Source organism: Mesorhizobium sp. M7A.F.Ca.US.011.01.1.1 (assembly GCF_003998295.1).
Classification (GTDB): domain Bacteria; phylum Pseudomonadota; class Alphaproteobacteria; order Rhizobiales; family Rhizobiaceae; genus Mesorhizobium.
On record NZ_RZRT01000002.1, the window covers coordinates 74,775 to 89,037 of the forward strand.

Here is a 14,263-nt window from a genome sequence, read left to right on the forward strand (position 1 = left end):
ATGACCGGACTGGTGCTGGAGCGATTACTCGCCGACGAGACCCACACAGCGCGGCTGGGCGAAGATCTGGCGCTGTCGCTGCGCCCGGGCGACGTGCTCGCCCTCAAGGGCGATCTGGGCGCCGGCAAGTCGACGCTGGCGCGGGCCTTGATCAGGACCCTGGCCGATGATGCCGGCCTCGACGTTCCGAGTCCGACCTTCACATTGGTGCAGAGCTACGACACCCGCATTCCGGTCCATCATTTCGATCTCTATCGCCTGTCCTCGGCGGACGAGATAGATGAGCTTGGGTTCGACGAAGCCCTGGCGCAAGGTGCTGCTTTGGTCGAATGGCCGGAACGGGCGGAAGCCCATCTGCCGAAAACCACGATCCTGATCGAGCTCGTCCAGCATGGCGACGGCCGGCTGGCGCGATTGTCGGGGCAGGGAACTGCCTTCGATCGGGCGGCACGGTCGCTGGCCATGCGCGACTTTCTCGTGAACGCCGGCTGGGGGGAAGCGCAACGCCGCCATTTCATCGGCGATGCTTCGGCCCGCTCTTACGAGATCGTTTCGTTGCCGGACCAAAAGCCGCGGGTCTTGATGAACTCGCCACGGCTGATTCTCGGTCCCCCTGTGCGCGGCGGCAAGCCCTATGCCGAGATCGCGCATACCGCTCAGTCGGTCTCGGCCTTCGTTGCCATCGACCGCGTCTTGAAGGCAGGCGGCGTCAGCGTTCCGCAAATCCATGCCGAGGACCAGGAGCAAGGCTTCCTTTTGCTCGAACATCTTGGTTCGGAAGGGTTTCTCGGCAGTGATGGCCAGCCGCTGGCCGAGCGCTGCGCGGCGGCGGCCGAGCTGCTGGCCATGATGCATGGCAGGACTTGGCCCAGGCGCCTGGAAACAGGACACGACGGCTTCCACGAGGTGCCGCCTTTCGACCGCGACGCCATGATGATCGAAGCCGATCTGCTGGTCGACTGGTACGTGCCGGCAATCACTGGCGCTCCGGCAAGCGACAGCTTGCGCGCCGGTTACCACAAGCAATGGAACACGCTGCTCGACCGGCTGCACGGCCGCGAGGTCACGCTGATGCTGCGCGACTTCCATTCGCCCAACATCATCTGGCGCGGCGACCGTTCAGGGCATGATCGATTGGGCATCGTCGATTTCCAGGATGCGCTGATCGGCCCCTGTGCCTATGACGTCGCCTCGCTCGCCATGGACGCGCGTGTTACGATGTCGCCCGACATCGAGAGAAAGACGCTGGATGCCTACGTCGCTGCGCGCCACGCAGCCGGCGCTTTCGACGAGGCAAGCTTCCTGGAATCCTACGCCATCATGGCGGCGCAGCGAAATTCCAAGATCCTCGGCATCTTCGTTCGCCTCGAAAAACGCGACGGCAAGCCGTATTACCTGAAGCACCTGCCGCGCATCCGCGATTATCTGCGCCGGGCCTTGTCTCATCCGGCGCTGGCAAGCCTGCGCGAGTTCTACGACGCCCACGGTTTGCTGGAGGAGCGAGCGCTGTGACAGCAGGACCGGACACCGCCATCGTACTTGCCGCCGGCCTTGGCAAACGCATGCGGCCGATCACCGACACCATTCCCAAGCCGCTGGTCAGGATTGCCGGCAAGACGTTGCTCGACTGGAGCTTGGACAGCCTGGCCGCCGCCGGCGTCGGCAAGGCGGTCGTCAACGTTCACTACTTTCCCGAACAGATCGTCGCCCATGTCGCCGCGCGCCGCGCGCCAAAAATCGTCATTTCCGATGAGAGCGAACAACTGCTCGATTCCGCCGGCGGCATCGTCAAGGCGTTGCCGGAACTGGGCGATCAGCCCTTTTACATCCTCAACGCCGACACCTTCTGGATCGATGACGGTCCTCTCAATCTCCAGCGCCTCGCCCTTGCATGGGACGCGGCGAAAATGGATATTCTGCTGATGCTGGCGGATCTCCAACAGGCGACCGGACACTGCGGCAGCACCGATTTCCTGGTGGCGCCGGATGGCGGCTTGCGGCGTTCGAAAGGCGACCCGGCGGGGCTGATCTATGCCGGCGCGGCGATCGTCCATCCGCGCCTGTTCAGGCAAGCACCGGCCGGGCCGCACTCGCTTAACGCCTATTTCGATTCGACCATTGCCGCGGGGCGCCTGTTCGGCATGCCCATGCAGGGCCACTGGATCACCGTCGGCACGCCCGATGCCGTACCGCTCGCGGAAGCGGCGGTCGCCGGCGCGCTCATCGAGTCGCAATGAGCGGCTCCAGCCGCGTTTTCTCGATCCCGCCCGGAGCGCCGTTTCTGCCGACGCTTGCCGAGGCGCTGCTGGCCGGCCGTCTTGTCCCGGGGTTTCGATTTGACGGCGACCCGCTCGCTTTGGCCGATGTCACCATCTATGTGCCGACACGCCGTGCTGCGCGCGCTCTGCGGGGTGTCTTCGTCGACAGCCTGGCGGCACGCGGCGGCGGCGGCTCGGCTATCCTGCCGGTCATCCGGCCACTGGGCGAGTTCGACGAGGATGAGGCCGCATTCGAGACCGAGGCATCGGCGGCCATCGATCTCGCGCCGCCGATCGCCGCGATCGAACGCCTGTTGCTGCTGACGCCGCTGGTTCGTGCCTGGAAACGCCGGCTGCCGGCGCATGTCGCCGCCCTCTTTGCCGAGGAGATCGTCATCCCGGCTTCCACCGCCGACGCAATTTGGCTGGCGCGCGATCTCGCCCGGCTGATGGACGAGATCGAGACGGAAGGAGCGGACTGGGCCAAGCTCACCGATCTGGTGACCGGCAACCTTGCCGGATGGTGGCAGGTGACCCTCGAATTCCTCGGCATCGTCACCGAAGCCTGGCCGAAATTCCTCGCGGAAAGCGACCGCTCCAATCCGGCCGCGCATCGCAGTGCGCTGATCCGCGCCGAGGCGGCGCGGCTGCTGCGCAATCCGCCCGCCGGCCCCGTCATCGCCGCGGGCTCCACAGGCTCGATCCCCGCCACGGCCGAACTGCTTGCCGCGATCGCGCGCTTGCCCGGCGGCGCCATCGTGCTGCCCGGTCTCGACCGTACGCTGGACGAAGCGTCGTTCCAGGCAATCGCCGCGCCTGGCGCGCGTCCAGCCGTGCTCGGCCACCCGCAATATGGCCTGGCCAGGTTGATTGCCAAGATCGGCGTGCTGCGCGGCGATGTCGAGGAGATCGGCGCGGCCGAACCGCAGCTTGCGCTTCGCGCTGCCCTTGTCGGCGAAGCGCTGCGGCCGGCCGAGACCACCGAACTCTGGGCCGAGACACGTGCGGGCTTCCCGGCCTCCGATATGGCCGGCGCCTTCGCCGGGGTGACCTTGCTCGAAGCTGCAAGCGAACGTGATGAAGCCGTCGCCATCGCCGTCGCGCTCAAGCGCGCGGTTGAACAGCCCGGCCAAAGGGCGGCTCTCGTCACCGGCGACCGCGCGCTGGCGCGGCGCGTCTCGATCGAGCTCCAGCGCTTCGGTGTCGTTGCCGACGATGCCGGTGGCACGCCGCTGGCCAACACCCCGGCGGCCAGCCTGCTCAGGCTGGCGCTCGAGGCGCTGTTCAGGCCAGGCGATCCGGTCGGCCTGCTGTCGCTGCTCAAGCATCCGCTGCTTGGCCTCGGCCTCGAACGGGCCGATGTGCGCCACGCGGGGGAGCTGATTGAACTGGTGGCGCTGCGCGGCGGCACCGGCCGCCCCGACATCGTTTCGCTGCCGGAACTGTTTGAGGCCCGCCTCACCGGCCTGGGCGGCGGCAGCCGGCAGCCCTTCTGGTTTTCCCGGCTGACCGTGCGCTCCATCGAAACCGCCCGGAATTTGCTTGAACGTCTCAAGCAGGCGCTGGCGCCGCTCGCAGCCTTCCGCGGCCGGGACGATGCCGACCTTGCCGCGCTTGTCAGGGCCAGTGTCGCCACCCTCGAAAATCTCGGCCGCACCGCCGATGGTGGCCTTGGCGAACTCTATGCCGGTGACGCCGGCGAGAAGCTTGCCGAACTGCTGCGCGGGCTGGTCGCGGCTTCGGCTTCGCTATCCTTCGCGGCGACCGAGTGGCCCGATATCATGGCGGCGCTGATCGCGCCTGAAACGGTCAAGCCGGCACACGGCACCGACCGGAACATCGCCATCTGGGGCGCGCTGGAAGCGCGCTTGCAGACCGTCGACACGCTGGTCATCGGCGGGCTCAACGAGGGCGTATGGCCGCGCAAGCCCGAGAGCGACCGCTTCATGTCGCGGCTGATGAAGACCGGCATCGACCTCGAACCGCCCGAGCGGCGCATCGGCCTTGCCGCGCATGATTTCCAGATGGCCATGGGCGCCAGGAAGGTTGTGCTGTCCCGCTCGGCGCGTGCCGGCGACGCACCCGCCGTGCCGTCGCGCTGGCTTCAGCGGCTGCTGACCTTCATCGGCAAAGATCAGGCAGTGGAGCTGCGCCGGCGTGGCGACGAACTGCTCGCCTGGGCGCGCGCGCTGGATACCGGCCCAAGGCAGGATTTCGCGCCACGGCCGCAGCCGAAGCCGCCCCTGTCGGTGCGCCCGACGCATTTCTCGGTCACCGAGATCGAGACCCTGCGCCGCGACCCCTACGCCGTCTATGCCAGACGCATCCTCGGCCTAATGCCGCTCGATCCGGTCATTCGCGATCCTGGTGCGGCCGAGCGCGGCACGCTGTTTCATGCCATCCTGCACCTCTTCTCGGCGCGCGTCGCCGATCCGCGCGCGCCCGATGCGCTTGCCGGCCTCATCGCCGCCGGCCGCGCCTGTTTCGCCGAAGCCGACCTTCCGGCCGATGTCGAGGCCGTGTGGTGGCCCCGTTTCGAGAAACTCGCCGCAAACATCATCGAGTGGGAGCGCACGCGCGCCGATGCAGTGACAAGGCGCCATGCCGAGGAGCGCGCCGGAAAGACCGTCGTCGGCCAATCCGGCGTGACTCTGTCCGGCTACGCCGACCGCGTTGACCTTTTGGCCGGCGGCATGGCCGACATACTGGATTACAAGACGGGGTCCTCGCCGTCCAAGGCGCAGGCGCACACGCTGCTGGCGCCGCAATTGGCGCTGGAGGGCGCGCTGCTCAGGCGCGGCGCCTTCAAGGATTTGGGCGCGCGCGAGCCCTCGCAACTGGCCTTCATCAGGCTGAAGCCGAATGGCGAGGTGTTCGAAGAGTCCATCCTCGAACACAATCGCCAGCCGCGAACCGCCGCCGATCTTGCCGAGGAGGCCTGGGCGCGGCTGGAAAAGCTGTTGATCCACTATGCGGACCCGGCGACCGGTTATCTGTCGCGCGCGCTGCCGTTTCGCGAAGGCGAGACCGATGGCGACTACGACCATCTCGCCCGCGTGCTCGAATGGTCCGCCGGCGGCGACGCGGGTGACGAGGGAGGGGAGGCATGAAAAAGGCCTATCCGATCCCCAGCGACACCGCGACCAGCCAGGCCCGCGCCGCCGATCCCGGCAATTCCGCCTGGGTGTCGGCGAATGCCGGATCCGGCAAGACCCATGTGCTGGCCCAGCGCGTCATCCGGCTGCTGCTGCGCGGCACCGATCCGTCGAAGATCCTGTGCCTGACCTATACGCGTGCCGCCGCCGCCAACATGTCGAACCGGGTGTTCTCGACGCTGTCGGAGTGGACGACGCTTGGTGACGCGGACCTTGCGGCAAAGGTCGAGGCGCTGGAGGGCCGCCGGCCCGATCTCGAGACCATGCGCCGGGCGCGGCGCCTGTTCGCCGAGGCGCTGGAAACACCCGGTGGGCTGAAGATCCAGACCATCCATGCCTTCTGCGAATCGGTGCTGCACCAGTTCCCGCTGGAAGCCAATATCCCGGCCCATTTCGAGATGCTCGACGGCCAGATGGAGGCCTCGCTGTTTGCCGCGGCTCGCCGCGAGATGATTTCGGGCACATCCGCCGGTGACAAGGATCTGGCCGAGGCTTTTGCCGCCATTCTTGATCGGGGCGGCGAAGCCGGGCTAGACGCCTTGCTGGGTGAGATCGTGCGCAAGCGCGACGGCTTGCGCAATTTCATCGACGCCGTCGGGCGTGACGGCACGCGCTTCCAGGCCCTGTTCGACGAATTCCATTTCCATCCAGGCCAGACGGCCGAGGGCATAGCCGCTTCGGTATGGCCGTTGCAGGGCTTCCTGCCCGACTATTTTGCCGGCTTCGCCCACGCAGCCGAGGCCACCGACGCCAGATCGGTGCTGAACAACATCCTGCCCTATGCGCGGCAGGCTTTCGCCGAGGGCGATCCCATTCGGCGCCTGCAACTGCTCGCGCGAGCCTTCCTCAAGACCGATGGCGACGCCTACGACCCGGCAAAGGCCTTCAAGAAGGCCCTGGTCGACCGGCTGCCGGATCTGGCGGAGCGCTATCTCTCGGCCGCCAACGCCATCGTCGAAACCACCGACCGGCTGGCCCTGTTCCGGATGCTGGAGGGTACAAGAGCGGCGCTGACCATCGCCGACTGGCTGATCGCCCGCTACGAAATGCTGAAGCGCAGCCGCGGCTTTCTCGATTTCAACGACCTGATCACCCGCACCGTCAACCTGCTGGCGCGACCAGACGCCGGCCCCTGGGTGCAGTACAAGCTCGACCAGGGCATCGACCATATCCTGCTCGATGAAGCGCAGGACACCAGTCCGGACCAATGGGAAGTGGTGAAACGGCTGGCGGAAGAATTCTTTGCCGGCTTTGGCGCGCGCGACAGGGTCCATCGCACGGTCTTCGCCGTCGGCGACGAGAAGCAGTCGATCTATTCGTTCCAGGGTGCTGCCCCGGACTCCTTCGCCGACGGCCGGCTGTTGTTCGCCGGACGAGTGCGTGACGCCGAGGCGTCCTTTGCCGACCTCAAGCTGACCTGGTCGTTCCGCTCGACCGACGATGTTCTGACCGCGGTCGACCGCGTCTTTGCCGACGCGAGCGTGCGGCGCGGCATCAGCCATGATCCCGATCCGCTGCGCCACCAGGCGATCCGCACCGACGCACCGGGCTATGTCGAGGTGTGGCCGTCAGTCGGCGCCGATGTCGTCGATGAGCCCGACGACTGGACGCAAGCCATCGACCATGCGCACGCGCCGGCGGTGCGCGTGGCCGAGAACGTCGCCGCCACCATAGCCGGCTGGATCGGCAGTGGCGAGATCATCGAAGGTCGCGGCAAGCGGCTGCGGCCGGGCGATGTGCTGGTGCTGGTGCGCAAGCGCGATCGCTTCGTCCATGCGCTGACCCGCGCACTCAAACGCCGCGACATTCCGGTCGCCGGCGCCGACCGGCTGAGCCTGCCCGGGCACATCGCGGTCAAGGACCTGATTGCGCTCGGTCACCTCCTCATCCAGCCGCAGGACGACCTGTCGCTCGCCGCCGTGCTGCGCAGCCCGATCTTCGATCTGCCGGAAGAGACGCTTTTCACGCTCGCCGCGCAGAGGCCGGCTGGCCTGTCGTTGATCGCATCGCTGCGCCAGCACGCCGGCGAGAGCGAGAGACTGGCGAAGATCGTCGCTCAGGTCGACATCTGGACGAACGAGGCCGCCTTCAAACCGGTGTTCGAGTTTTACGCTTGCCTGCTGGCGCGCGATGGCGTGCGCCGCAAGATGATCGCGCGGCTTGGGCCCGAAGCCGGCGACATTCTCGACGAGTTCCTGAGCTTCTGCCTTGCCGAGGAGCGAACCGGCCTGCCGGGGCTGGAAGCCTTCCTGTCGACGCTGGAAAACGCCGGTCCCGAGATCAAGCGGGAGATGGACCAGACCCGCGACGAGGTCCGGGTCATGACCGTGCACGCTGCCAAGGGGCTAGAAGCGCCGGTCGTGTTCCTGGTCGATGGCGGTTCCGCCCCGTTCAGCGACCAGCATTTGCCGCGCCTGATGCCCTTCGACGGCTCCGGCGCGAATTGGGACGGCAAGGGCTATCTCTGGCGCTCGGCCAGCGACGTCGCCAACGGCTTTTCGAAAGCAGCGGCAGCGCGGGCACGAGAACTCGCCGACGACGAATACCGCCGGCTGCTCTATGTCGGCATGACCCGTGCCGAGGACCGGCTGATCGTCTGCGGCTATCACGGCAAGCGGGCGCCGAACGCCGGCACCTGGCACTCGATCGTCAGCCGCGCGCTGATCGGCGCGCCGGAAAGCGAACAGCGTGCGCATCCCGCCGGCGGCGAGCCGGTGCATCGTTTCCATGTCACCAAGCTGCCGCCGGTCGCACAGGCTTCCAGCGAGCAGGCGCGGCGGACGGATGCTTTCGGGCCTTTGCCGGCGACTTTGTTCCGGCCCTTGCCGCCCTTCGAGGACCTGCCGCGCCCGCTGTCGCCATCCGGCGCCTCGGCGCTGATCGACGAAGGCAAGGAAGCGGTGGTCGACAAGGCGTCGCCGGTGCTCGACGCCGATGCCGAGCCTGGCTTTGCCGTGCTGCGTGGGCTTGCCCTGCACAAACTGCTGCAGATGTTGCCCGGCATTGCCGAGCCCGAACGCCAGGGCGCGGCGGAACGCTATCTCGCACGAACGGGTGCGGACTGGCCTTCGTCAGAGCGTGAAAAGGCCCTGGCGTCGGTCACATCAATCCTTGCGGATCCCGGCTTCGGTCAGCTGTTTGCACCGTCGTCGCGCGCCGAGGTCGCGATCATGGGCAGCCTGGAGGTCAAGGGCAAAAAGCGCTCGATTTCCGGCAAGATCGACCGCTTGGCGGTGACGCCGGATACGGTGTCGATCGTCGACTACAAGACCAACCGGCCGGCGCCCGCCACTCTGGCCGAGGTGCCGCCGGCCTATCTGCTGCAGCTCGCGCTCTATCGCGCCTTGCTGCAACCGCTTTATCCCGGCCGCGCGGTCAAGGCGGCCTTGCTGTTCACCGAGGCGCCGCGGCTGATCGAACTGCCGGCCAAGGCCATGGACGACGCCCTTGCTCGACTCACGGGAGCGTGACACAACACCTGCTTGAAGAAGGGCGCGATCACCACCACATTTGGTGCGACGAAAACTTTCGAAAGGATTTTCCATATGGCAACCGTCAAGGTCGACAAGAGCAATTTCCAGGCCGATGTGCTGGACGCCAGCGTACCGGTCGTGGTTGATTTCTGGGCGGAATGGTGCGGCCCCTGCAAGCAGATCGGGCCGTCGCTCGAAGAAATCGCCACCGAACTCGGCGCCAAGGTCAGGATCGCCAAGCTCAACATCGACGAGAATCCGGAGCTTGCAGCCCAGTTCGGCGTGCGCTCGATCCCGACGCTGATGATCTTCAAGGGCGGCGAAATGGCCGACATGAAGGTGGGTGCGGCGCCCAAGACCGCGCTGTCGCACTGGATCAACGGCAATCTCGCCTGATCCATCTGAAATTCATGACCATCAGCCCGGCCTCGTGCCGGGCTTTTTGTTGGCGTCATCGCTGGGCCGCTCTGGCCCTGACGTACGGCCACTCCGTGTCTTCTGTTGGCGGCCGAGCAGGGAGAAGCGATATGACTGGATCCGCCAAGGCCACCGTCTTCATCGACAATGAGCGCGTCATCGTCACCGAATACCGCTTCCAGCCTGGCGACAATACTGGCTGGCATCGCCATGGCCATGACTATGTCGTGGTGCCGCTGATGGACGGCAAGGTGAAGCTGGTGACCAAGGATGGCGAGAGCTTCGCCGAGATGAAGAAGGGCGCGCCCTATTTCCGCAAGGAAGGCGTCGAGCACGACGTGATCAGCGCCAATGAGGGTGAATACGCCTTCATCGAGATCGAGCTGAAGTGATGGCGTGCCATCATCTGCCATCTTGATGGCAGGGGCAGGAAGGCTATATCTTTTTCAAAAGGGAGTTTGAAATGGCCGAACCCCAGCTTTCCGTCCGCAGCGCAAAAGCACGTGATCTTGCGCATCGACTCGCTCGTCGCGAAAACCGCTCAATAGCTGATATCGTCGAACGCGCGCTTGAATCCTATGAGATTCGCGAGGCCGGGCGAGAACCGGCATCCGCCTTCTACTCTCGCCTGACGGCAAGCGTTGGCGTCGACATCGATCTGGAAAAAATCATCCGGGAAAGCCGCAAGGTCCATACAGGGCCGGAGCTTTGATTTTCGTCGACACCAATGTGATTTCAGAGAGCCTTAGAAAGGCGCCTGACGCGGCTGTCATGGCTTGGCTGGTCCGCAACGATACCGAACTGGCGCTCCCACGGTGGCGATTGCCGAAATCGCTTTCGGTATCCAAAAGATACGACCTGACGAGCGTGCCGATCGCCTGGAGCAAGGTCTCTCCCAATGGCGCCATCGCTTTGCCGGTCGCATTTTTGGGCTGACGGAGGAGGCGGCTCTGGCTTATGGCGAGATTATGGGAACGGCGACGCGCCAGGGCCGGGGCATGTCGGCACCCGATGGCATGATTGCAGCGATAGCGCGCGTGAATGGCGGTCGGCTGGCAACGCGTAACCTGAATGACTTCGGCCCGGCCAACCTCGAGCTGATCTCACCTTGGGATTTCTAATGCATGTCGCCCAAAAGTGATCTCGGTTTTGGGAAGACGACATGCATAAAAACAATGGCCTAAAGCGGGTCACCTGAATCCGTTCAGACGCGACACGCTTTAGGGCGTTTCACCGTTTCACGGAAAGGAGGAATGCTCTACCAATCGGCGATGCGGTCGCCGCCGGCGAACTGTGCGCTTTTGCCGGTGTATTCGAACAGCTCGATCTTCAGGCCGTTGGGATCGCGGATCCACGCCTGGAAAGTGTCGTCGCAGGCGTGCTTCTTGGCCGTGACGTCGATGCCCTTCGATTTGATGTGATCGATCGCAGCATCGATGTTTTCCACCTCGAGGCAGAAATGGTTGATCTGGTTCTGCTCGGTGTAGGCCGTGCCGTCCTTCTGGAACACCTCGATGTGGCTGCGCCCGCCGCAATTGAGATAGAACCCGAAAATCTTGCCGTCGCGCAGGAAATTGAACTGCGCATCCAGGCCCAGCACGTCGCGATAGAAGCTTCGCGTTGCCTCCAGGTCATGCGCGAAGATGCAGACGTGAGCGAGCTGCTTGACCTTGATCATGACGGGTTCCTCGCAACTCCGACCTCAGGTCGGCGGAGTGCCGTTCTCGGCCAGCACCGCGCCTGTCAGATACAACGAACCGCTGATCAGGATGCGTGGCGCCGGGCCGTCCCAGGTGTCGCGCAGCAGCATCAGTGCGCTGGCGACGGAACTCACCGGCTCGGCGGTCAGCCCGGCTTCCGTTGCGCGGATCGCCAGTTCGTCGTTAGGCACGCCGGCCTCGCTGAGGCTCACCGGCACCGTGTAGACATGCCGGGCGAGGCCCTTGAAGGCACGGAAATAGCCGCTCTGGTCCTTGGTGTTGATCATGCCCGAAATGAGGAACAGCGGACGCGAGTTCTTCTCTTCCTGCTCGGCCAACGCTTCGGCAACCACCACGCCGGCGCCCGGATTGTGGCCACCGTCGAGCCAGATGTCGGCGCCCTTGGGTGCCAGTTCGGCCAGCCGGCCCTGCATCAGCTTCTGCATGCGGCCGGGCCAGGCGACATTGATCATCGCCTTTTCGGCGGCACGATGGCTGATCTCGAAACCGGCCGCCTTGACCGCAGCGATCGCCGCCGCCGCATTGGCGAACTGGTGGCGTCCGGGCAGCCTGGGCGGCGGCAGGTCCATCAACCCGTCTTCGTCCTGGTAGACCATGCGGCCGTTTTCCTCGAAGGCAAGGAAATCCTGGCCGTAGACGAAGGTGGGGCATTCAAGCCGCTCGGCGGTTTCGATCAGCACCTGCAGCGCCGTCTCGCTCTCCTGCGCGCCGATGACCACCGGACAGCCGGGCTTGATGATGCCGGCCTTTTCGGCCGCGATCAGTTCGACACGGTCGCCGAGATAGGCCTCGTGGTCGAGCGACACCGGCATGATCACCGACACGGCCGGCTCCTTGACGACATTGGTCGCGTCGAAGCGGCCGCCGAGCCCGACCTCGATGATGGCGGCGTCGGCCTGGTGTTCGGAAAACAAGAGGAAGGTGACTGCGGTGAGGATCTCGAAGACGGTGATCTTCTCGCCTTCATTGGCTCTGGCCGCACGGGCAATGGCATCGGCGAAAACCCTGTCTTCGACCAGCCTGCCGCCGCCATCGGCGGCCAGCCGGTAACGCTCATGCCAGTTGACCAGATGCGGCGAGGTGTGGACATGGACGCGGTAGTCCGCTGCCTCGAGCAGGGCGCGCGAAAAGGCGGCGCACGAGCCTTTGCCGTTGGTGCCGGCGATGTGGATGACCGGGGGCAGCCGATCCTGCGGATTGTCAAGCCGCTCCAGCAGCCGCGAAATGCGGTCGAGCGAAAGGTCGAACCCTTTCGGGTGGAGCGCCATCAGGGCTTCGATTTCGCGGTCGGCGGCAAGCGTCGTCATGGCAGAATCCCAGCACATGAGCCTGAAAACCAGAATCGGTTTCGGATGGCCATGGCAATCAAAAAGCTACAGCGCGCCGAAGCCCTCGTGCAATCGCGGTCGCGGCGCTTCGTGTCGCTTCAGGCTTGCGGCCGAGCTTCCGCGGCGACCGCCGCCGGCGGGAGGACTTCCGGCTCCAGCGGCTTTTGCTCCTCCCGCAGCTTGAGCAGCATCTTGAGCAGCCGCGATATGGTTTCGCGCAGCTCCAGCCGCGACACCACCATGTCGACCATGCCGTGCTCCATCAGATATTCGGAGCGCTGGAAGCCGTCGGGCAATTTCTCGCGGATCGTCTGTTCGATGACGCGCGGTCCGGCAAAGCCGATCAGCGCGCCGGGCTCGGCGATGTGCACGTCGCCCAGCATGGCGTAGGAGGCGGTCACACCGCCCGTGGTCGGATTGGTCAAAACGACGATGTAGGGCAGGCCGGCTTCCTTCAGCCGGTCGACACCGACCGTTGTCCGCGGCAATTGCATCAGGGACAAGATACCTTCCTGCATGCGCGCGCCGCCGGAAGCGGCGAACAGGATCAGCGGCCGCTTGCGCTGCAGGGCCACTTCGAAGCCATGCACGATGGCGTCGCCGGCAGCCATGCCGAGCGAGCCGCCCATGAAGGCGAAGTCCTGCACCGTGACCACAACCGGCAGACCCTCGACGGTGCCCAGCGCATTGATGATCGCGTCCTCAAGGCCAGTCTTGGCCTTGGCGTCCTTCAACCGGTCGACATAGCGCTTCTCGTCGCGGAATTTCAGCGGATCCTGCATCACCTTGGGGTTGTCCAGGGTCTCGTATTTGCCGCCATCGAAGAAGAATCTCAGCCGCTCCTTGGCCGAGATCTTCATGTGATGGCCGGACGAAGGAATGACGAACTGGTTGGATTCCAGGTCCTTGTGGAACACCATCTCGCCGGTCTCCGGATCCTTGATCCAGAGATTCTCGGGCATGTCGGTGCGCCGGCCGAGCATCGAATTGATCTTCGGGCGAACGTAATTGGTGATCCAGTTCATCGCTTCGGCTCCTGTCCTGACGAGGATTGGGAAGAGATAGGAGAACTATTCGGCAGCAGCAAGGCGGGCCGAGCGCACGCCTTGCGCAAGGCCGCTGACCAGCGTGGCGACGGCTTCGGCCGGGTCGGCGGTCTTCTCGCCCTTCGGTCCCAGCACATTGGCCACCGCATTGACGATCGCGGTGCCGACGACGACGCCATCGGCATTGGCGCCGATCACCCGGGCCTGCTCGGCGGTCTTGACGCCGAAGCCGACGCAGACCGGCAGGTCGGTGTGGCCCTTGATGCGCTTGACCGCCGCCGCCACCTTGCCGGTGTCGGCCAGTGCCGAGCCGGTGATGCCGGTCATCGACACGTAGTAGACGAAGCCCGACGTGTTCTGCAGCACCTTGGGCAGGCGCTTGTCGTCGGTGGTCGGCGTCGCCAGCCGGATGAAGTTGATGCCGGCCTTGAGCGCCGGAATGCACAGTTCCTCGTCCATCTCCGGCGGCAGGTCGACGACGATCAGCCCGTCGATGCCGCTGGCGATCGCGTCCTTGAGGAAGCGGTCGACGCCATAGATGTAGATCGGATTGTAATAGCCCATCAGCACGATCGGCGTCTCATTGTCACCGGCGCGGAAGTCAGACGCCATCTTCAGCGTCTTGACCAGCGTCTGGCCGCCCTTCAGCGCCCGCAGGCCCGCTGCCTGGATCGCCGGGCCGTCGGCCATCGGATCGGAGAACGGCATGCCGAGCTCGATGATGTCGGAGCCTGCGCCGGGCAGTGCCTTCATGATCGACAGCGAGGTGTCGTAGTCGGGGTCGCCGCCCATGAAATAGGTGACGAGCGCCGGGCGGCCTTCGGCTTTCAGTTTTGCCATGCGGCGGTCGATGCGGGTGGCCATG

At 65.3% G+C, this 14,263-nt stretch carries 11 protein-coding genes and 1 pseudogene; 8 read left to right on the top strand and 4 right to left on the bottom strand.

Annotation, left to right across the window (positions count from 1 at the left end; translation table 11 throughout):
• The 8 genes and pseudogenes from tsaE to EOA13_RS02975 all read left to right on the top strand — a co-directional run bounded on the left by tsaE (window position 1) and on the right by EOA13_RS02975 (window position 10,424).
• Window positions 1-1,512 carry a tRNA (adenosine(37)-N6)-threonylcarbamoyltransferase complex ATPase subunit type 1 TsaE gene (tsaE, locus tag EOA13_RS02940; protein WP_127289562.1) on the top strand — a complete coding sequence of 504 codons (1,512 nt, stop codon included), beginning with the start codon at window positions 1-3 and terminating at the stop codon, window positions 1,510-1,512.
• Window positions 1,509-2,237, top strand: a complete 729-nt coding sequence (locus tag EOA13_RS02945; RefSeq protein ID WP_127289564.1) for a nucleotidyltransferase family protein — start codon at window positions 1,509-1,511, stop codon at window positions 2,235-2,237. Before tsaE ends, EOA13_RS02945 begins: the two co-directional genes overlap by 4 nt.
• Complete coding sequence (addB, locus tag EOA13_RS02950) at window positions 2,234-5,368, top strand: double-strand break repair protein AddB (protein ID WP_127289566.1); 3,135 nt, start codon at window positions 2,234-2,236, stop codon at window positions 5,366-5,368. Before EOA13_RS02945 ends, addB begins: the two co-directional genes overlap by 4 nt.
• Window positions 5,365-8,883: a double-strand break repair helicase AddA gene (addA, locus tag EOA13_RS02955; protein ID WP_127289568.1), complete on the top strand. Its 3,519-nt coding sequence runs from the start codon at window positions 5,365-5,367 to the stop codon at window positions 8,881-8,883. Before addB ends, addA begins: the two co-directional genes overlap by 4 nt.
• Window positions 8,884-8,958: 75 nt before the next feature.
• Window positions 8,959-9,282: a thioredoxin gene (trxA, locus tag EOA13_RS02960; protein ID WP_127289570.1), complete on the top strand. Its 324-nt coding sequence runs from the start codon at window positions 8,959-8,961 to the stop codon at window positions 9,280-9,282.
• A gap of 131 nt (window positions 9,283-9,413) precedes the next feature.
• Window positions 9,414-9,695 (top strand): cupin domain-containing protein, encoded by a 282-nt coding sequence (locus tag EOA13_RS02965; protein ID WP_127289572.1) that lies wholly within the window; start codon window positions 9,414-9,416, stop codon window positions 9,693-9,695.
• Window positions 9,696-9,766: 71 nt separating this feature from the next.
• Complete coding sequence (locus EOA13_RS02970; protein ID WP_127289574.1) at window positions 9,767-10,015, top strand: plasmid stabilization protein; 249 nt, start codon at window positions 9,767-9,769, stop codon at window positions 10,013-10,015.
• A pseudogene (locus tag EOA13_RS02975) lies at window positions 10,012-10,424 on the top strand (type II toxin-antitoxin system VapC family toxin). Before EOA13_RS02970 ends, EOA13_RS02975 begins: the two are co-directional and overlap by 4 nt.
• A gap of 137 nt (window positions 10,425-10,561) precedes the next feature.
• On the opposite strand, the gene EOA13_RS02980 reads toward EOA13_RS02975, so the two are convergent.
• From EOA13_RS02980 to trpA, 4 genes are all read right to left on the bottom strand, one after another.
• Entirely contained in the window at window positions 10,562-10,981 is a 420-nt protein-coding gene (locus EOA13_RS02980; protein ID WP_127289576.1) for a VOC family protein, read from the bottom strand.
• A gap of 24 nt (window positions 10,982-11,005) precedes the next feature.
• Entirely contained in the window at window positions 11,006-12,331 is a 1,326-nt protein-coding gene (locus EOA13_RS02985) for a folylpolyglutamate synthase/dihydrofolate synthase family protein (RefSeq protein ID WP_127289578.1), read from the bottom strand.
• A 119-nt stretch (window positions 12,332-12,450) separates the two neighbouring features.
• The gene (gene accD, locus EOA13_RS02990; RefSeq protein WP_127289580.1) at window positions 12,451-13,377 is read right to left on the bottom strand and encodes an acetyl-CoA carboxylase, carboxyltransferase subunit beta; all 927 of its coding nucleotides are present in this window, start codon (window positions 13,375-13,377) and stop codon (window positions 12,451-12,453) included.
• A gap of 45 nt (window positions 13,378-13,422) precedes the next feature.
• Window positions 13,423-14,262, bottom strand: coding sequence for a tryptophan synthase subunit alpha (gene trpA / locus EOA13_RS02995; protein ID WP_127289582.1), 840 nt, complete (start codon window positions 14,260-14,262; stop codon window positions 13,423-13,425).
• Between the last annotated feature and the right edge of the window lies 1 nt (window position 14,263).

Bases quoted from the DNA above. Each gene is read 5' to 3' on its own strand.
- tsaE (WP_127289562.1), top strand. From the start codon at position 1: ATGACCGGACTGGTGCTGGAGCGATTACTCGCCGACGAGACCCACACA.
- addB (WP_127289566.1), top strand. From the start codon at position 2,234: ATGAGCGGCTCCAGCCGCGTTTTCTCGATCCCGCCCGGAGCGCCGTTT.
- addA (WP_127289568.1), top strand. From the start codon at position 5,365: ATGAAAAAGGCCTATCCGATCCCCAGCGACACCGCGACCAGCCAGGCC.
- trxA (WP_127289570.1), top strand. From the start codon at position 8,959: ATGGCAACCGTCAAGGTCGACAAGAGCAATTTCCAGGCCGATGTGCTG.
- EOA13_RS02965 (WP_127289572.1), top strand. From the start codon at position 9,414: ATGACTGGATCCGCCAAGGCCACCGTCTTCATCGACAATGAGCGCGTC.
- EOA13_RS02970 (WP_127289574.1), top strand. From the start codon at position 9,767: ATGGCCGAACCCCAGCTTTCCGTCCGCAGCGCAAAAGCACGTGATCTT.
- EOA13_RS02980 (WP_127289576.1), bottom strand. From the start codon at position 10,981: ATGATCAAGGTCAAGCAGCTCGCTCACGTCTGCATCTTCGCGCATGAC.
- EOA13_RS02985 (WP_127289578.1), bottom strand. From the start codon at position 12,331: ATGACGACGCTTGCCGCCGACCGCGAAATCGAAGCCCTGATGGCGCTC.
- accD (WP_127289580.1), bottom strand. From the start codon at position 13,377: ATGAACTGGATCACCAATTACGTTCGCCCGAAGATCAATTCGATGCTC.
- trpA (WP_127289582.1), bottom strand. From the start codon at position 14,262: ATGGCCACCCGCATCGACCGCCGCATGGCAAAACTGAAAGCCGAAGGC.